The organism is Streptomyces sp. NPDC051172, assembly GCF_040682555.1.
Taxonomy (GTDB): Bacteria; Actinomycetota; Actinomycetes; order Streptomycetales; family Streptomycetaceae; genus Streptomyces.
On sequence record NZ_JBFBBE010000017.1, the window covers coordinates 90,239 to 106,295 of the forward strand.

The window sequence follows — 16,057 nt, forward strand, 5'->3', positions numbered from 1 at the left end:
AGGCCGGGCTCGGCCACATCAGCCCGTCCGGCGTGCACGGACAAGGCCGAGCTCGGCCACATCAGCCCGTCCGGCGTTTGAGGACGAGGCCCTTCAGGCCGAAGCGGGGTCTGGGGGCGCAGCCCCCAGGGCGGTCACGGCACCAGAGCGCGCAGATCCACGGATCGGGCCATCGCGGCGAGCCCGGCATCCCCAGGATGCAGATGATCCCCACTGTCATACGCAGCCAGCATCCGAGCCGGCCGCTGCGGATCCCGCACCACCGCATCGAAGTCGAGCACCGCATCGAACACCCCGGCCCCCCGGATCCACGCATTCACCGCGGAGCGCTCCGCATCGACGGCAGCCGTGCACCGCGTCTCGCCCTCGCAGGGCAGGATCGTGCCCACCAGCATCCGCAAACCCCGCGCATGCCCCCGGTCCGCGATCTCCTGCAACCCGGCGACGATCTGCTGCGCCGTGGTCCGCCCGCGCAGGTCGTTCACGCCCTCGAAGACAACCGCCGTACGCACCGAGGTCTGGGCGAGGACATCGCGGTCGAACCGGCTCAGGGCGCTGACCCCGGCCATGTCCGTGGAGACCCCGTCGCCGGGATACCGGTCGGTGACCACCTGGTTCCCGGAAATCCCCTGGTTGAGCACCCCATAGCGCGGGACCCCACGCTGCTTCAGCAGCCGTGCGGCCAGCACGTCGGGCCACCGCCGGTTCGCGTCCGTGGTGGACCTGTCCCCGTCGGTGATCGAGTCCCCGAGCAGCACCACCGAGCCCGGCCCCCCGCCCACGTCGACACCGGTCAGCAGCGGCCACCTGGTCAGGGTCATGGTGTACGCCGCCCCGGAGCCCTCCGCCGTATGGTCGCCCGCAGTGCTCACATACGACCGCTGCACCGCCAGCTGGTGCACGGGCGCCGCAGCCACCGGCCCGGGCAGATGGAAACTGACCAGCAGATTCGCATCCGCGGGCGCCACGAAGCCGAGCGGATCGCTGAACGCCTGGGCCCCGGCCGGGATCTCGACACCTGCCCCGCCCCGGAACGACAACGGCACCGGCACGCCCCGCGCCGTAGCCCCCTCCTTCTGCACGGCCACCGTCGCGCCACCGATCCGTACCGGCGCCGCCGCGAACGTGTTGTCGAACCGCAGCCGCACCCGCGACCCGCCCACCGACGTGTGCACCACCAGCCGTACCGTCCGGTCGCTCCACGGCCCCACGGCCCGGACACCGGAGGTCGCGGCCGCCCAACTGCCGGTCCAGCCCGTGCCCGAGGACCGCACGGACAGCGCGAAGACATGCAGACCGGCAGCGCGCGGCAGCTGCACGGAAGTCACCTGGAGGCCCCGAACCAGCGGCACGGTCACCACGTACAGCCGTGCCTGCTCGGCGAGTTGACCGCCGGGTGTGTTGATGTGCGGCAGTGCCACCGCCTTCGTGGCGAGCGGGCCGGCGCGCCAGTCGGGAGCGGTCAGGGTGTACAAGGAGCGGCTGCCGTCCCGGTAGGAGACCGAGCCCGTGCCGCTCGCGCCGGCCCCGCCCGTGCCCGCCACCAGGAAGGCGAGCGCGTCGCCGTGTCCACCGACGCGCACGGACTGTCCGTCGGCGAGTACGTTGTCCGGCTCGCCCGGCAGTCGCCGCGGCCAGGTGAGCCGGGCCCCCTGCACGGTCAGGGCGCGGCCGGGCGTCCAGCCCGCGGCCGTCAGGTCCTGTGCCGACAGGGAACCCCCGTAGCCGTCGAGGTTCGCCGGCCCCGGACGGGGGTCGTCGCTGACGGCAACGTTGTCGAAGAGCCGCTCCAGCGGCTGTGGTTGTGCCCTGCCGTCGCCGGCGGCCCGTGCCGACACGACAGGCGCCAGGACGGCGAACGAGACGATGGCAACCGCGAATCCCCGAACACGTCGACGCACGGCCGACTCCTCCCGCTCACCGGTGGGACGAAAGACGCACCGCGAAGCTAGAGAGACGTGAGGGACCCGTCAACGCGCCATGCACGGAGTCGGCGCGAAATAGCCCCGAAGTGACGGCCCGCGCGCCTGTGGTGCGCATGCCGGTGCGAATGACACGCTGGAGGTATGAAGATCCCTTTTCTGGGCCACCGGCATGAGAAGCACGGCATCCCCGACCCGGAGGGCATCGCCGAACTCCTCTCCGAGTGCGAACTGCTCCGCTCGCAGGCGTCCCAGGAGGGCGTTCAACTCGACGATTCCACGGCCTCGTTGGAGGCGCTCGACCAACTGCTGCCGCGCTGGCGGGACGACCCCGAGGTGCTGCACTGGCTCGGCAACGACGCCGGGCTCTATCTCGGCACCGTGATCGTGCGCACCGTGCCCGGTGCCGCCTGGGAGATCTGGCCGGACGGCCAGCCCGTCGTACGGCTCGCTTCGGGCCGCGAGTTCGACGTCGTGACCTCCGGGCACGAGTGGGCGGTCGGCGGGGTGCCGGAGCTCTCGCAGCTGTACGCCGAGGTCGCGGAGACATGAGGGGAGCGACCGACCTAAGATTGACGTAAATACGGCTTATGCCCGAAAAGTGCGTGTCGTGACGTAAGTCAACTCCCGTCCGGATAGTTTGCGGCAACCACGACACAGCTGAGAGTGAGTAGGGCTGCGAATGGCCGTCGATCCGCTGATCGAGCTGCATGACGTCAACAAGTACTACGGGGAGTTGCATGTCCTGCAGGACATCGACCTCGCTGTCGGCAAGGGGGAGGTGGTCGTGGTCATCGACCCGTCCGGGTCGGGAAAGTCGACGCAGGTCCGCGGACGCAAGAAGGAAGAAGCCGACAACCGCTCCCGCCGTCTCCTCGGCCGCGTCGGACTCGCCGGCCAGGCGCCCAAGTTCCCCGTGCAGCTCTCCGGCGGCCGGCGGCTGGGGGCACCTCCCCGGCCCTTCAGGCGCTGGGGGAGGGTGGCCGGCGCCCGCGCCGGCGCAATGGAGCCCAAGGTGCTCCTGTCCGACGAGCCCACCTCAGGCGTGACGATGGTCGTCGTCACCCCCGAGATGGGCTTCGCCCGCTCTGCCGCCAACCGTGCCGTCTTCATGTCCGACGGCCGCATCATCGAGGACCGCGCCCCGGAGGAGTTCTTCACCGACCCGCACAGCGAGCGCGCCAAAGACGTCCTGCCCGAGATCCTCAAGCACTGAGCGACAGAGCCATGCCCGGTCGGCGGCAGCCGGAGATCACTGCTTGCGCAGCGGAATCGACACGTACGACGGGTCGTTCGCGGGCGAGGAGAAGGTCAGCTGAGCGCCGGACGGGTTGTGCTCGATGTAGAGCGGGTCGACCGTGTCGACGACCAGGGCGAGCCGATGCCCTGCCGGGACGTCGTAGGCCGTGGAGAACAGATCCAGGTCGAGACCGAACGGCTTTCCGGGGGTGCGCCCGTGGAAGGTGTACGGCGCGTTGCTGACCAGCTTGCCGAGGCCGAGCGGCCCCACGTCGTAGAGATAGGCGACGAGGGTGCCGCTCTCCTTGGTCGGGGTGACCGTGGTGTGCAACTCGGCCGTACCGCGGATCTGCTGGGCGGCGGCGTACTCCTCCGACTGCCAGACGGCGGCCCAGCGGCGGGGAAGCAGGGGGATCGAGGCCATCGGAGGCAGCTGGGCGATCTGGTCGAGGATGCTCGACAGGAAGACGATCCCGCCGTCCGCCCCGGAGTCGACGTTCGTGTGGATCGTGGTCGTGCCGGCGAGAGCGATCTTCCGCTCGGTGGCGGCGATCGACTTCCAGTCCGGGTAGCCCTCGTAGCCGCCCGTGGAACGGGACTTGAGCTGGACCGGCTCCTCTCGGTTGATGCCGTTGTCCTCGCCCTTGAGGTAGTGGTCGAACCAGCGCTCGGTGTCGGTCCACACATCGTTGGGCAGTCCGAACAGGCCGGTCAGCTCGGCGGTGGCGTGGTCGCCGGGGCGGAACTCCAGTCTCTTCGGGCCGGTCAGCTTCTCGTAGAAGTCCGCGTACTGGTTGGGCGCGAAGACCGTGTCGCCCCAGGCGTTGGCCATCATGACCGCTGCGCCGTTCTTGTTCAGCTGATCCACATATGTTGCGGCCGAACGTTTCTTCCCCCAATTGATCATGTCCTGTTCCTTGGACAGGTTGGAGGCGTAGAAGTTGTCGAAGATCTGCCGGAGTTCGGGGCTCTGCCGGCCGGTGACCAGGCTCGCGCCGTCCAGCAGGGCCCCGGCCTGGACGTGCTGGGTACGGCCGGAGTAGATCGAGTCGATCAGATCGGCCCAGCCGCTGAGCGCGGCGACCGCCTTGATCCGCCTGTCGTGCGCGGCGGCGATCAGGCTGATGCCCGCGCCGTACGAGACGCCCGCCATGCCGATGTGGGCCGAGTCGGCCGGGGTGTTGGCCAGCGCCCAGTCGATGACCTTGGAGGCGTCGGCTATGTCCGGTGGCCCGGCCACTTCTATCTCCCCGCCGGACTGCCAGAAGCCCCGCACGTTGTAACTGACCACGATGTAACCGGAGTCGGCGAGCCTCTGGGCCTGGGCGAGGTACTCGACCTGGGGCAGGCCCCAGCTCGTGGGGAGTACGAGCAGCGGGTAGCGATGCGTGCCGTCGGCGCCCGCGGGCATGAGGACGTTCGCCTTGAGGACGGTGCCGCCGTCGCCGGTGATGTCGACGAAGCGGACGGCGTCCGCGGCCTGGGCGGCGGGGGCGAGTCCGAGGGCGCTACCGGCGATCAGCGTCGCGGAGACGGCGCCCACGGCGGTCGTACGCAGGGCCTTGCGATGGGTTCCCACGGGTCACTCCTCACTCGTGTCAGTGCAAAGTGACCAGACGGTAACCTCGCCCCTTTACCGGAGGTAACCCGTCGGTAAGTTACGTGCCAGTAACGATTGTTGGCATGTGAATGAATTCAGGAGGCGCGGTGGGAGTTGCGGGGAGCGGCGGGCGCCGGCAGGGGTGCTTGTGCCGCGCGGGTCACGTCCGCGACGAGCTCGGCGACATCCGGGCCGTACGCCTGTGAGTTGACGACCTTCAGCAGCAGGACGAACGTGTTGTTGCCGTACTTGCGGGCCAGCCGTTCGTGGTTGCGGGCGAGGTAGCGGGTCGCGGCCTGGTTGGTGATCGCGGTCTGGCCGCTGAAGAGGAAGACGGGGCGGGTAAGGCCGGGTTGGCCGGCCGTCAGCCGTGCCAGCAGCACGTACTCGGACAGGCCCTTCTCCATGCGGTAGCGCTCGCTGCCGATCTGGAACGCCAGCCGGTCCGGGCCCGGCTCCGGGTCGGTGTTCACCCGCACTCCGGGCAGCATGGCGTGCAGGTGGGCCGCCATGCGCCGGTTCGACCCCGGGCCCCCGACGCAGAACTCGGTCCGCTCGCCGAAGCCCTGCCGGGCCGCGTCCTGGGTGATCACCTCGGCATGTGCGCCGCAGTCCTTGATGAGGGCGGCGAGTTCCAGGAGCGCGAACACGTCGTAGCGGTGCACCGCGAGGTCGGGGCTGCCGGCGTCGCGGTTGACGACGAGCAGCGACTCGGAGTGGTCGGGCAGCCCGAAGAACGCCTGCTTGCGGCGGAGTTTCCGCTTCCACAGATAGGTACGGGCCAGCCAGCCGAGCGCGGCACTGATGCCGGCTGCGACCACGCCCAGGACGATGTTGCGCACGTCGTCATTCATGGGCGCGCATGCTAGCGGGCCGACATGGCTGGTACGTACCGGTGTTCGATCCATGGCATTCGTATGACAGCAGCCGGACGGGGGCTGTTGGGGCCCCGGAGAATGCGGTTACTCTGCGCGGACGTCCCTGACTGGAGGTACGGATGCGTCGCCCTGTCGCGCGGAAACTCTCGGTCCTGGCGGTCTCGGCCGCCGTGGTGTCGGTGGGGGCGGCAGCGCCGCCGACCGCCGCGACGACACCGCAGAAGGTGCCCGTCGCCGTCGGCTACGGCGGCGCCGTGGCAAGCGTAGACGCGGACGCCTCCGCCGCCGGTATCGAGGTCCTGAAGAAGGGCGGCAACGCGGTCGACGCGGCCGTCGCCACCGCGGCCGCGCTCGGCGTCACCGAGCCCTACTCCTCCGGGGTCGGCGGAGGCGGCTACTTCGTCTACTACGACGCCAAGTCCCGTACGGTGCACACGATCGACGGCCGCGAGACCGCGCCGCTGACCGCCGACTCCAACCTCTTCGTGGAGAACGGCAAACCCCTTGCCTTCGCCGACGCCGTCAGCAGCGGTCTGAGCGTCGGCACCCCGGGCACGCCCGCCACCTGGCAGACCGCCCTCGACAACTGGGGCAGCAGAAGACTCGGCACGGTGCTCAAGCCCGCCGAGCGGATCGCCCGCGACGGCTTCACCGTCGACGACACCTTCCGCTCGCAGACCGCCTCCAACGAGACCCGGTTCCGCTACTTCCCGGACACGGCCAAGCTGTTCCTGCCGGGTGGGCAGCTCCCGGTGGTCGGCTCCACCTTCAAGAACCCCGATCTGGCCCGCACCTACGAGGAGTTGGGCAAGAAGGGCATCGGCGCGGTCTACCACGGCGACCTCGGGAACGACATCGTCCGCACTGTGAACCACCCGCCCGTGGACCCGGCTTCAGGCTGGAACGCCCGCCCCGGCAAGCTGTCCGACAAGGACCTCGCGGCCTACCGCGCCAAGCTCCAGGCGCCCACCAGGACCTCGTACCGCGGACTCGGCGTCTACTCCATCGCGCCCTCTTCCTCCGGCGGCACGACCGTCGGCGAAGCCCTCAACATCCTGGAGAACACGGACCTCTCGAAGGCGAGCGAGGTCCAGTACCTGCACCACTACATCGAGGCCAGCCGGATCGCGTTCGCGGACCGCGGGCGCTGGGTCGGCGACCCCGCCTTCGAGGACGTACCGACGAAGGAACTGCTCTCGCAGAAGTACGCCGACTCGCGGGCGTGCCTCATCAAGGACGACGCGGTGCTGACCAGTCCGGTGGCGCCGGGGGACCCACGCAACCCTGCGGCGTGCTCCTCCGGCGGTACGGCGGCCCCGACGACGTACGAAGGTGAGAACACCACCCATCTGACCGTGGCCGACAAGTGGGGCAACGTCGTCTCCTACACACTGACCATCGAGCAGACCGGCGGCAGTGCGATCACCGTGCCCGGGCGCGGGTTCATCCTCAACAACGAGCTGACGGACTTCTCCTTCACCCCCGCGAACCCGGCCGTGCACGACCCGAACCTGCCGGGACCGGGCAAGCGGCCGCGGTCCTCGATCTCGCCGACGATCGTGCTGGACAAGCACAACAAGCCCGTGGTGGCGCTCGGTTCGCCCGGTGGGGCGACGATCATCACCACCGTGCTTCAGGTGTTGACCGAGTTCCTCGACCGTCATCTGCCGCTGGTCGATGCGATCGCTGCGCCGCGGGCCAGTCAGCGCAATGCTGCGCAGACCGAGCTGGAGCCAGCGCTTTACAACGACACCAGTGCCAGGGGTGTGCGGGCGCAGTTGGAGGCTATCGGGCACTCGTTCAAGTTGAACCCGGAGATCGGTGCGGCCACCGGTGTGCAGCGGTTGTCCGGTGGGAAGTGGCTGGCGGCGGCTGAGACGGTCCGTAGGGGCGGTGGGTCGGCGCAGGTGGTTGACCCGGCGCCGTAGTCGTCTGCGGGTGCGTGGGGGCTGGTCGCGCCGACGCGGCGGAGCCGCAAATCGACACAGCCCCGCGCCCCTGTCGGGGCGCTGCAGCCTCACCCCGTTATAGCTCTGGAGCGATGGGTAGGTCCTCCGTCCGGAAGGCCAGTCGGCCGTCATCGACATCAACCGTCACGCGGCCGCCCTCCGCCACCCGGCCGTCCAGCAGCAGTCGCGACAGCTGGTTGTCGACCTCTCGCTGGATGGTGCGGCGCAGGGGGCGGGCGCCGTATTCGGGCTGGTAGCCGTGTTCGGCGAGCCAGTCGACGGCCGGGGCCGTGAAATCGACCGTCACGCCCTGCGCCTGCAGCAGGCGGCGGGTCCTCTCCAGCAACAGGTCGGTGATCTGCCGCAGTTGGTCGCCGGTGAGCTGGCGGAAGACGACGATCTCGTCGATGCGGTTGAGGAACTCGGGGCGGAAGTGCTCGCGCAGCGGACGGAGAATCTGTTCGCGCCGGGCCTCCTCGTCGGCGTCGGCACCCCCCGGCCCGAAGCCGATGCCCGCGCCGCGCCGGTTGATCGCCTCGGAACCCAGGTTGCTGGTCATCACGATGACGGTGTTGGTGAAGTCGACCGTCCGGCCCTGGGAGTCGGTGAGACGGCCGTCGTCGAGGACCTGGAGCAGGATGTTGAAGACGTCCGGGTGCGCCTTCTCCACCTCGTCGAGGAGCAGGAGCGAGTACGGGTGACGGCGCACGACCTCGGTGAGCTGGCCCGCCTCCTCGTGGCCCACGTAGCCGGGCGGGGCGCCGACCAGGCGGCTGACGGTGTGGCGTTCCTGGTACTCGCTCATGTCCAGGCGGACCATGCGTTCCTCGCTGCCGAAGAGGGCCTCCGCGAGGGCGCGTGCCAGTTCCGTCTTGCCGACGCCGGTCGGGCCGAGGAAGAGGAAGCTGCCGATCGGCCGGTCGGGGCTGGCGAGTCCGGCGCGGGAGCGCATGACGGCCTCGGCGACCACGGCGACGGCCTCCTCCTGCCCGACGACCCGCTCGTGGAGGTGCTCCTCCAGGCCGAGCAGCTTCTCCTTCTCCTCCTGGGTGAGGCTGGCGACCGGGATGCCCGTCTGCCGGGACACCACCTCGGCGATCGCCTCGGCAGTCACCTCCAGCTGCCCCTCGTCGGCCTCGTCGCCGCCCGTGGTGTCCGCGATGCGCTTCTTCAACTCGACGATGCGGTCGCGCAGCTGGGTCGCCCGCTCGTACTGCTCGTCGGCGACCGCCTGGTCCTTGTCGCAGGTCAGCTGCTCGACCTCGCGCTCGAGGGCTCGTACGTCGGTGCCCTTCGTGCGCGCCCGCAGCCGTACCCGCGCGCCGGCCTGGTCGATGAGGTCGATGGCCTTGTCGGGCAGCCGGCGGTCGGTGAGGTAGCGGTCGGACAGCTCGACGGCGGCCACCAGGGCCTCGTCGGTGTAGGTGACCTGGTGATGGGCCTCGTAGCGGTCGCGCAGGCCGCGCAGGATCTCGATCGTGTCCGGTACGGAGGGTTCGGGCACCAGGATCGGCTGGAAGCGGCGGGCGAGTGCCGCGTCCTTCTCGATCCGGCGGAACTCCTCCAGGGTGGTGGCGCCGACGATGTGGAGCTCGCCGCGGGCGAGCGCCGGCTTGAGGATGTTGCCGGCGTCCATCGCGCCGCCCTCGCCGCCTCCGCCGGCACCGACGACGGTGTGCAGCTCGTCGATGAAGACGATCAACTGGTCGGAGTGCGTGCGGATTTCGCCGACGATGTTGTTGAGGCGCTCCTCGAAGTCACCGCGGTAGCGGGTGCCCGCGACCACACCGGTGAGGTCCAGGGCGACCACTCGGCGCCCGATCAGTACGTCGGGCACGTCGCCGTCGGCGATGCGCTGCGCGAGACCCTCCACGATGGCGGTCTTGCCGACGCCCGCGTCACCGATCAGCACCGGGTTGTTCTTGCCGCGCCGCGACAGCACCTCGATGGTCTGCTCGATCTCGTCCTCGCGGCCGATCACCGGGTCGATACGGCCCTCGCGGGCCAGCTCGGTGAGGTCGCGGCCGTACTTGTCCAGGGTGGGCGTGCCGGTGACGCGCGGGTGCTCGGCACGGGTCTGCGCGGTGTCCGGCGCCTCGGGCGGCAGCCCGGTGGGCGCGAAGCGGGCCGAGTTGAGGATGTGCCCGGCCGCCGAGTCGGGGTTCGCTGCCAGGGCGCTGAGCACGTGCTCGGGGCCGATGTAACCGGCGCCGCTGGCCCGCGCCAGGTCGTGGGCGTCGAGCAGGGCCCGCTTGACGGCGGGGGTGAGGGAGAGCGAGGTGGGCGGCGGTGCTTCCTCCGCCGTGTGCTGGACCGGGCCGGAGCGTTCGTCGATCTCCGACGCCAGCGAGTCGGGATCGGCGCCTGCCCGGCTGAGCAGACTCCGGGTCGGCTCGCTGGCCAGGGCGGCCCGCAGCAGATGCTGGGTGTCCAGGTCCCGGCTGCCGTGCTCGGCCGCGTACTGGGCGGCTCCACGGACCAGTTCCCGGGCGGGCTGACTGAGCAGCCTCCCTATGTCGATCTGCCGGGGGCCCGGGCGTGGGCCGCCGAAGAAGCGGGCGAGGAATTCTCCGAAGGGGTCGTAGCCCTCGGGGCTGCTGAAGCCGCTGCTCATGGCCTTCCCATCCGGCGTCCCTGCGGGGCCCGGGACGCCCTCGCTGATCGACGTGCCGCAGTCGGGTAACCCGGGTGAGAGCCGGTTACACCCTGGCGCACGCCCGTAGAACACCTTCGCACGAAGGGTGGGCCGGGGCACCTCCAGCGCCCGCCCGGCACGTCTTCCTCAGCCGTTCGTCCGACGGCCCGCACGATCGGTGGACGGTGGGCCGGGGCGCAGCATCTGGCTTGTGGCCAGGTCGCGGTAGAGGGGGTTGTGGGCGAGCAGTTCCTCGTGGTCGCCGGCGGCGACGCTGCGGCCCTCGTGGAGCACCACGATGCGGTCGGCGTGCTGCACGGTGGAGAGGCGGTGGGCGATGACCAGCAGGGCGCATTCCTGGGCGATCTCCTTCATCACGCCGGTCAGCGCGGTTTCGTTGATCGCGTCGAGATGCGAGGTGGGCTCGTCCAGCAGGAGCAGCGTGGGGCGGGCGAGCAGGGCGCGGGCCAGGGCGACGCGTTGGCGTTCGCCGCCGGAGAGGGTGCTGCCGCGTTCCCCGATGACGGCGTCCAGGCCGCCGGGCAGCCGGTCGACCAGTTCCTCCAGCCGGGCCAGCGCGAGGACCCGCCGCACCTCGGCCGCCGGGGCGTCGGGGACGGCGTAGGTGATGTTCTCCCGCAGCGTGCCGTGGACGACATGGGTGTTCTGGTCGACCATGGCGATCCGCCGACGGCAGGCGTCGCGGCCGAGCTCGGTGGCGGGCCGCCCGTCGAACAGCACGGTTCCCGCGTCCGGTTCGTAGAACCCCGCCACCAGCGCGAAGACCGTGCTCTTGCCGGCTCCCGACGGGCCTACCAGGGCGACGTGCCGGCGGTGGGGTACGGCGAAGGTCACGCCGGACAGCACGGGACGGTCCGGGTCGTAGCCGAACCGGACGTCGTGCAGCGCCAGCGCGGGCCGGTCGGCGGGCACGGACGGTACGGGCCGGTGGCGGGGGCGCGCCTGCGCGACCGGCGGCCCCGTGTGCTCCACGGGGAGGCGCAGCGCCTGGTCGACGCGCCGGTATGCGCCCATGCCGCGCTGGACCAGACCCACCGCGTGGAAAACGCAGGACAGCGGCAGGACGAGATACGAGGCGTACAGCAGGAACGCGACGAGATCCCCGAGAGAGCCGGCGTGACCGCTGACGCGCAGGCCACCGACGACGAGCACGATGAGGAAGGAGCCCTGGACGGCGAGTTCGACGGCGGGACTCATGACGGAGGCGAGCTTCGCCGTGCGGACCCCCGCGCCGTAGGCCTCCTGGACCCGGCCCCCGATGCGGGCGGCCTCGCGGTCCTCGGCGCGGTGTACCCGGACCATGGGCAGGGCGCCCAGGGCCCGCTCCAGGTCGGCGGCGACGGCACCGACCGAGTCCTGCATATGCTCGGACGCTTTCCGCAGGCCCTGGAGCAGCGAGGTGACCACGGCCGCGGCGACGGCCACGGTGAGCGCGACCAGAAGCAGCAGCAGCGGGTCGAGCCACGCCATGAGGATCACCGCTCCGGCCGCGACGAGGCTTCCGGTCACCAGGTCGACCAGGGCCTGCGAGACGACCTCGCGCAGCAGGGTGGTGTCGGCGGTGACCCGGGAGATGAGGTCGCCGTTGCGGTGGCGGTCGTACTCCCGCATCTCCAGCCGGAGCAGCCGCCCCACCAGGCCGAGCCGGAGCTGCCGTACGACGCCCTCGCCCATCCGCTCCAGCAGGAAGCGCCCCGCCGATCCGATCGCCGCCTCTGCGAGGAACAGTGCGCCGAGGAGTGCCAGCAGCGGCCAGATGACCTGGCCGCGGCCGCTCGCGTCCACGGCGTGCCGGGCCACCAGCGGCTGGGCGAGCCCCAGCGCGGAGCCGGCCAGCGTCAGCGCGGTGGCCACGGCGGCGGCGGTCCGGTGCCCGGCGGTGAGCCCGTACAGCGTGGCCACGGCCGCGCGGGTCGACCGGTCCTCGTCGGCGGCCTCGTCGGACCTGTGGTCCGCGACCGTGCTGCCCGCCGCCGGCCCGGTGTCCGCAGCCACCCCGCCGCTCATCGGTCTGCCGGCTCGACGGCCACCAGCCGGGCGAAATAGCCGTCGGGCAGGCCCTCCCCCACGGCGCGGCCCTCCGCTTCGATCCAGGCATGCGCGGTGAAGGGCGGGACGACGCGGACTCCGGTGCACCAGGTCGGCCACGTCCCCCTCAGCCTGCACAGCAGAGCGGCGCCCAGAGAGCGCGGCAGGCACCCCTTCGGGCCGGCGCAGCGCAGGCTGGCGGCGCACATGGCGTCGCGTGCGTCCTGGGCCTGCGCGGTGGTGGCAGGTGCGGCCCCGCGGCGCAGGAATGCGAGGACGGCGCGGATACGGCGCGGCGGCAGCAGGGCGAGCCCGACGGCGGGGAGCAGCACCAGGCGGGCGGCCAGCCGGCGGCCGAGCGGCACACCGGTGGGGCGTTCCAGCGCGCTGGGTGTCGTCATGAGGCCAGTCCCGCCTCACGCAGATGACCGACGAGCGCCTCCACGTCCCGCTGGGCCTGTGCCCGGTCGATGTCGAACTCGCGGACCAGTGCGGCAGTCGCGTCCGCCTCCTCGCCGCCGTCGAGCAGGGTACGGACCACAAGGGTGGCGGTCGGGTTCAACTCCCAGTAGGTTCCGGCTCGTTCGTCCAGCAGTACGGTGCCGTAGTCGGTCTCGGCCGTGGAGATGTGCGCGTCGAACCGCAAGGGCATGTGCTCGCCTTTCTGACGGGGTTCTCAGGGAGTGCGGGCACGGCTGTGGGACAGCCCCCGCAGCCACACCTCGGCGGCGATGGTTGAGTAGAGGATGGCGTCGGAGAGGCCGGGTGAGGTCGGGCGCTGGGCGAGGCGGCGCAGCTCGGCGCCGTCCACCAGGCCCAGCGCCTCCAGCCGTGAGCCCTCCCACAGGGCCAGCAGGTCGCCGCGGTGCTGGCGCAGTCCGTTGGCGGCGTCCATGGCGGCCGTCGCCTTGTTGGCCCGCCGCAGGCAGTCTTCGGGCACGATTCCGCGCATCGCGGCGCTCAGGACGGGCTTGTACTGCCAGGGAGTGACGCGCTCGCTCGGACGGACGGCGAGAAACGCCTCGATGACGTGGTCGTCGAAGAAGGGGGAGGCCATCGGCAGGCCCGCGCGCGCCGCCATCCGGTCCCACTGCCGGATGACGCGGGTGCACGAGCGGATCTGCTCCAGGTCGGTGTGCAGTCCACGGTCCGGGTGCAGCGGCGAGGCCGTGGCCGCCGCGTCGAGCAGTGCCCGGCGGGCCATCCGCTCGGCCTCGGGGGTCACCCAGTCGAACAGGCGCGGGGCCATGCCCCAGCCGAGACTCGTCGTGACGGACGAGGGCAACGGGCCACGCAGCCGGCCGGCTCCGTCGGCGAGCCACTTCCCGTACGGCCGGGAGTCGGCGAGGGCGCGGGCCGTGTCGCCCAGGGGCCACTGCCACAGCGCCCGGTACCCGCGCAACTGGCGCAGGGCGAACAGCGGACGGGTGCGCAGCAGCCGGTGGTAGTACGCGTCGGAGCACCATGCCACGTGGTCGCCGCCGATTCCGGTCAGGTGCAACCGGCTGCCGCGTGCGGCGAGGCCCGGCAGGTGATGCAGGACCCGGGAGCGGTCCATGACGCCGATGGTGGGCTCGTCGAGGAGGTCGTCGATGCCGAGCAGATCCTCGTAGACCAGCGGCGAGGCGTCGGCGTCCCACACCACGTGCTCGACGTCCGGGAGGTGCTTGATGGCCCGCTCCGCCCACTGCAGGTCGGTGTCCGCCGGATCGCGGCCCGGCCAGGTACTGGCCACCACGTGGGCGGGGGAACGGTCGGCCAGGAAGCAGATGGAGGTGGAGTCCAGGCCGCCGGACAGATCGCAGCTCACCACGCCGCCCTGCCGGGTCCGCGCGCCCACGGCCTCCTCCAGCGCCGTCCGGATCAGGGGCGCCGCCTCGGCGAGTGGCCGCACCGGCTCCGGCGGCGTCCACCAGCGGGTGTGCCGTGCGGTGCGCCCGTCCGCGGCGACGATCACGGCGTCCTGCGGGGGCACAGCGGTGACCGGGCGCCACAGGGAGGTCTCGAACAGGGGGTAGGGGGCCGGCCACAGCAGCCGGACGGCCAACTCCTGCGGATCGGGGTCGAGGCCGAGCGCGGCGGCGAGCGTGTCGGCGCGGGTGGCGGCCACCCGGACGCCGTCGATCTCCGTGTGGAAGACCAGCCGCAGGCCGGAGGCGGTGCCCTGGACCCGGACCTGTCCGTCGAGGGCGGCGACGAGGTGGAAGCTGCCGGGGAGGGAGCGGGACGGCGCGTCGAGTTCCGTCAGATCCCTCAGCCGTGCGGCCATACGCCGGAGTTGCGCCGAATCGACGGGGCAGCAGCCGATGACGGCGAGCGTGGCACTCCCGGCGCTCGCGGTGACGATCTCGTCGTCGTGCCAGTGGCCGACCAGCCAGGGCTGGCCCGACGCGTGTGCGAGGGTCCGGCCACCTGAGCGGGCGAAGGAGCGGGCCACGGCGGCCGCGTCCGCACGGTCGGGAAAGACCGCGAAGTGCGCGTCGCCGGGGCCCGTCCCCGCACTTTCGTGCAGTTCAGTCATGACGTCGGGCCAGTGCCGTCGCCCGTCAGTTCTTGCTGAAGATCACTCGGTCGTTGCCGGAGCGCTGAAGGAGCCCCGTCTCCTTGCGGAACGTACCGAGCCGGACGAGCGTCGGCGCTTCGTATGCCTTCTTCATGACCTCTCCTCACTGCGGTTGTGTCCCAGATCCCCGGACGGGGAGTGGGCGCAGCACCAGCTAGCTGCGGAACCGGAGGGCGGGGCAAGTGGCAGCGCTAAAGTATGACGGTATGAAAATGCGGATGCCGCTGGCCTGACCTCGGCGCACGTGTCCGGCGCGAGCGGGCCCAACTCGTGGCGATTTACCGTATGCGTGCGCGAAGAAACGTTCCCATCTGTGCCTCCCTCCGACCGGCGCGTACCGCGCACAGAATCCAACAAGGGAGCCGCCGGGGCGCGCGGTCCCGCACTCCGCACGCACCACCTCCGGCGTCGGCGGTGCTGCTGGACGCCTCGCTCAGAGGGCTTCCCGGGCGGTGAGGATCCGGGGGCCGTCCTCCGTGATCGCCACCGTGTGCTCCACGTGGGCCGCGCGTGAGCCGTCGTTCGTGCGCAGGGTCCAGCCGTCCGCCGCCGCGTGGTAGTCGTCCCGGCCGCCGGCGATGACCATCGGCTCGATGGCGAGGGCCATGCCGTGGCGCAGGGGCAGGCCACGCCTCGGGCGGCCCTCGTTCGGGACCCCGGGGTCCTCGTGCATGCGGCGCCCGATGCCATGCCCGCCGAAACCGTCCGGGATGCCGTAGCCCGCCGCGCGGCACACCGTGCCGATCGCGTGGGCGATGTCGCCGATGCGGTTGCCGACCACCGCCGCCGCGATGGCCGCCGCCAGGGCCCGCTCCGCCGTCTCGATCAGCCGCAGGTCCGCCGCACGCGGCTCGCCGACCACGAAACTGGTCGCCGAGTCGCCGACCCAGCCGCCCAGTTCGGCGCCGCAGTCGATGGAGACCAGGTCGCCGTCGCGCAGCCGGTAGCCGGTCGGGATGCCGTGCACGATCGCGTCGTTCACCGAGGCACAGATGACGGCCGGGAAGGGGACCGGGGCGAAGGAGGGGCGGTATCCGAGGAAGGGGGAGGAGGCCCCCGCCTCCCGCAGCACCCCGCGGGCCACCTCGTCCAGCTCCAGCAGGGAAACGCCCACGTCGGCAGCGTTTCGTACGGCCGTCAGGGCCCGCCCGACCACCTGCCCCGCCTCGTACATGGCGTCGATAGATGTGTCTGTCTTCAGCTCCACCATGCCAATTACTAT

Annotated in this window: 13 protein-coding genes; 3 read left to right on the forward strand and 10 right to left on the reverse strand. The window is 71.3% G+C overall.

Going from position 1 to position 16,057, the window contains the following annotated elements; all coding sequences use genetic code 11:
- Positions 1 to 134: 134 nt before the first annotated feature.
- Positions 135 to 1,901 (reverse strand): SGNH/GDSL hydrolase family protein, encoded by a 1,767-nt coding sequence (locus tag AB0N07_RS13300; RefSeq protein WP_365834349.1) that lies wholly within the window; start codon positions 1,899 to 1,901, stop codon positions 135 to 137.
- 165 nt (positions 1,902 to 2,066) lie between these two features.
- On the opposite strand from AB0N07_RS13300, the gene AB0N07_RS13305 reads away from it, so the two are divergent.
- Both AB0N07_RS13305 and AB0N07_RS13310 read left to right on the forward strand, forming a co-directional pair.
- A complete protein-coding gene (locus AB0N07_RS13305) occupies positions 2,067 to 2,474 on the forward strand; it encodes a DUF6278 family protein (RefSeq protein ID WP_365834350.1) in 408 nt (135 codons plus the stop codon).
- A 130-nt stretch (positions 2,475 to 2,604) separates the two neighbouring features.
- Positions 2,605 to 3,138, forward strand: a complete 534-nt coding sequence (locus tag AB0N07_RS13310; protein WP_365834351.1) for an amino acid ABC transporter ATP-binding protein — start codon at positions 2,605 to 2,607, stop codon at positions 3,136 to 3,138.
- 36 nt (positions 3,139 to 3,174) lie between these two features.
- On the opposite strand, the gene AB0N07_RS13315 is transcribed toward AB0N07_RS13310, so the two are convergent.
- Together AB0N07_RS13315 and AB0N07_RS13320 are read right to left on the reverse strand one after the other, a co-directional pair.
- Positions 3,175 to 4,740, reverse strand: a complete 1,566-nt coding sequence (locus AB0N07_RS13315) for an alpha/beta fold hydrolase (RefSeq protein ID WP_365834352.1) — start codon at positions 4,738 to 4,740, stop codon at positions 3,175 to 3,177.
- A gap of 116 nt (positions 4,741 to 4,856) precedes the next feature.
- Positions 4,857 to 5,615: a hypothetical protein gene (locus tag AB0N07_RS13320; RefSeq protein ID WP_365834353.1), complete on the reverse strand. Its 759-nt coding sequence runs from the start codon at positions 5,613 to 5,615 to the stop codon at positions 4,857 to 4,859.
- 143 nt (positions 5,616 to 5,758) lie between these two features.
- On the opposite strand from AB0N07_RS13320, the gene ggt reads away from it, so the two are divergent.
- Complete coding sequence (ggt, locus tag AB0N07_RS13325; RefSeq protein ID WP_365834354.1) at positions 5,759 to 7,567, forward strand: gamma-glutamyltransferase; 1,809 nt, start codon at positions 5,759 to 5,761, stop codon at positions 7,565 to 7,567.
- Between the two features lie 97 nt (positions 7,568 to 7,664).
- On the opposite strand, the gene AB0N07_RS13330 is transcribed toward ggt, so the two are convergent.
- The 7 genes from AB0N07_RS13330 to map form a co-directional block, all read right to left on the reverse strand.
- Positions 7,665 to 10,202 (reverse strand): ATP-dependent Clp protease ATP-binding subunit, encoded by a 2,538-nt coding sequence (locus AB0N07_RS13330; RefSeq protein ID WP_365834355.1) that lies wholly within the window; start codon positions 10,200 to 10,202, stop codon positions 7,665 to 7,667.
- A 168-nt stretch (positions 10,203 to 10,370) separates the two neighbouring features.
- Entirely contained in the window at positions 10,371 to 12,146 is a 1,776-nt protein-coding gene (locus tag AB0N07_RS13335) for an ABC transporter ATP-binding protein (RefSeq protein ID WP_365834388.1), read from the reverse strand.
- 101 nt (positions 12,147 to 12,247) lie between these two features.
- Positions 12,248 to 12,673: a lasso peptide biosynthesis B2 protein gene (locus AB0N07_RS13340; RefSeq protein ID WP_344397968.1), complete on the reverse strand. Its 426-nt coding sequence runs from the start codon at positions 12,671 to 12,673 to the stop codon at positions 12,248 to 12,250.
- Positions 12,670 to 12,924, reverse strand: coding sequence for a lasso peptide biosynthesis PqqD family chaperone (locus AB0N07_RS13345; protein ID WP_351194052.1), 255 nt, complete (start codon positions 12,922 to 12,924; stop codon positions 12,670 to 12,672). The genes AB0N07_RS13340 and AB0N07_RS13345 overlap by 4 nt, the downstream gene beginning before the upstream one ends.
- A 24-nt stretch (positions 12,925 to 12,948) precedes the next feature.
- Positions 12,949 to 14,793: a lasso peptide isopeptide bond-forming cyclase gene (locus tag AB0N07_RS13350; RefSeq protein ID WP_365834356.1), complete on the reverse strand. Its 1,845-nt coding sequence runs from the start codon at positions 14,791 to 14,793 to the stop codon at positions 12,949 to 12,951.
- Positions 14,794 to 14,818: 25 nt separating this feature from the next.
- A complete protein-coding gene (locus tag AB0N07_RS13355) occupies positions 14,819 to 14,929 on the reverse strand; it encodes a keywimysin-related RiPP (protein WP_344397971.1) in 111 nt (36 codons plus the stop codon).
- Between the two features lie 339 nt (positions 14,930 to 15,268).
- The gene (gene map, locus AB0N07_RS13360) at positions 15,269 to 16,045 is read right to left on the reverse strand and encodes a type I methionyl aminopeptidase (protein ID WP_365834357.1); all 777 of its coding nucleotides are present in this window, start codon (positions 16,043 to 16,045) and stop codon (positions 15,269 to 15,271) included.
- Positions 16,046 to 16,057: the final 12 nt, after the last annotated feature.

What these genes read in the sequence shown, in the direction of transcription:
- AB0N07_RS13305 (WP_365834350.1), top strand. Translation starts at nt 2,067, where the DNA reads ATGAAGATCCCTTTTCTGGGCCACCGGCATGAGAAGCACGGCATCCCC.
- AB0N07_RS13310 (WP_365834351.1), top strand. Translation starts at nt 2,605, where the DNA reads ATGGCCGTCGATCCGCTGATCGAGCTGCATGACGTCAACAAGTACTAC.
- AB0N07_RS13320 (WP_365834353.1), bottom strand. Translation starts at nt 5,615, where the DNA reads ATGAATGACGACGTGCGCAACATCGTCCTGGGCGTGGTCGCAGCCGGC.
- ggt (WP_365834354.1), top strand. Translation starts at nt 5,759, where the DNA reads ATGCGTCGCCCTGTCGCGCGGAAACTCTCGGTCCTGGCGGTCTCGGCC.
- AB0N07_RS13330 (WP_365834355.1), bottom strand. Translation starts at nt 10,202, where the DNA reads ATGAGCAGCGGCTTCAGCAGCCCCGAGGGCTACGACCCCTTCGGAGAA.
- AB0N07_RS13340 (WP_344397968.1), bottom strand. Translation starts at nt 12,673, where the DNA reads ATGACGACACCCAGCGCGCTGGAACGCCCCACCGGTGTGCCGCTCGGC.
- AB0N07_RS13345 (WP_351194052.1), bottom strand. Translation starts at nt 12,924, where the DNA reads ATGCCCTTGCGGTTCGACGCGCACATCTCCACGGCCGAGACCGACTAC.
- AB0N07_RS13350 (WP_365834356.1), bottom strand. Translation starts at nt 14,793, where the DNA reads ATGACTGAACTGCACGAAAGTGCGGGGACGGGCCCCGGCGACGCGCAC.
- AB0N07_RS13355 (WP_344397971.1), bottom strand. Translation starts at nt 14,929, where the DNA reads ATGAAGAAGGCATACGAAGCGCCGACGCTCGTCCGGCTCGGTACGTTC.
- map (WP_365834357.1), bottom strand. Translation starts at nt 16,045, where the DNA reads ATGGTGGAGCTGAAGACAGACACATCTATCGACGCCATGTACGAGGCG.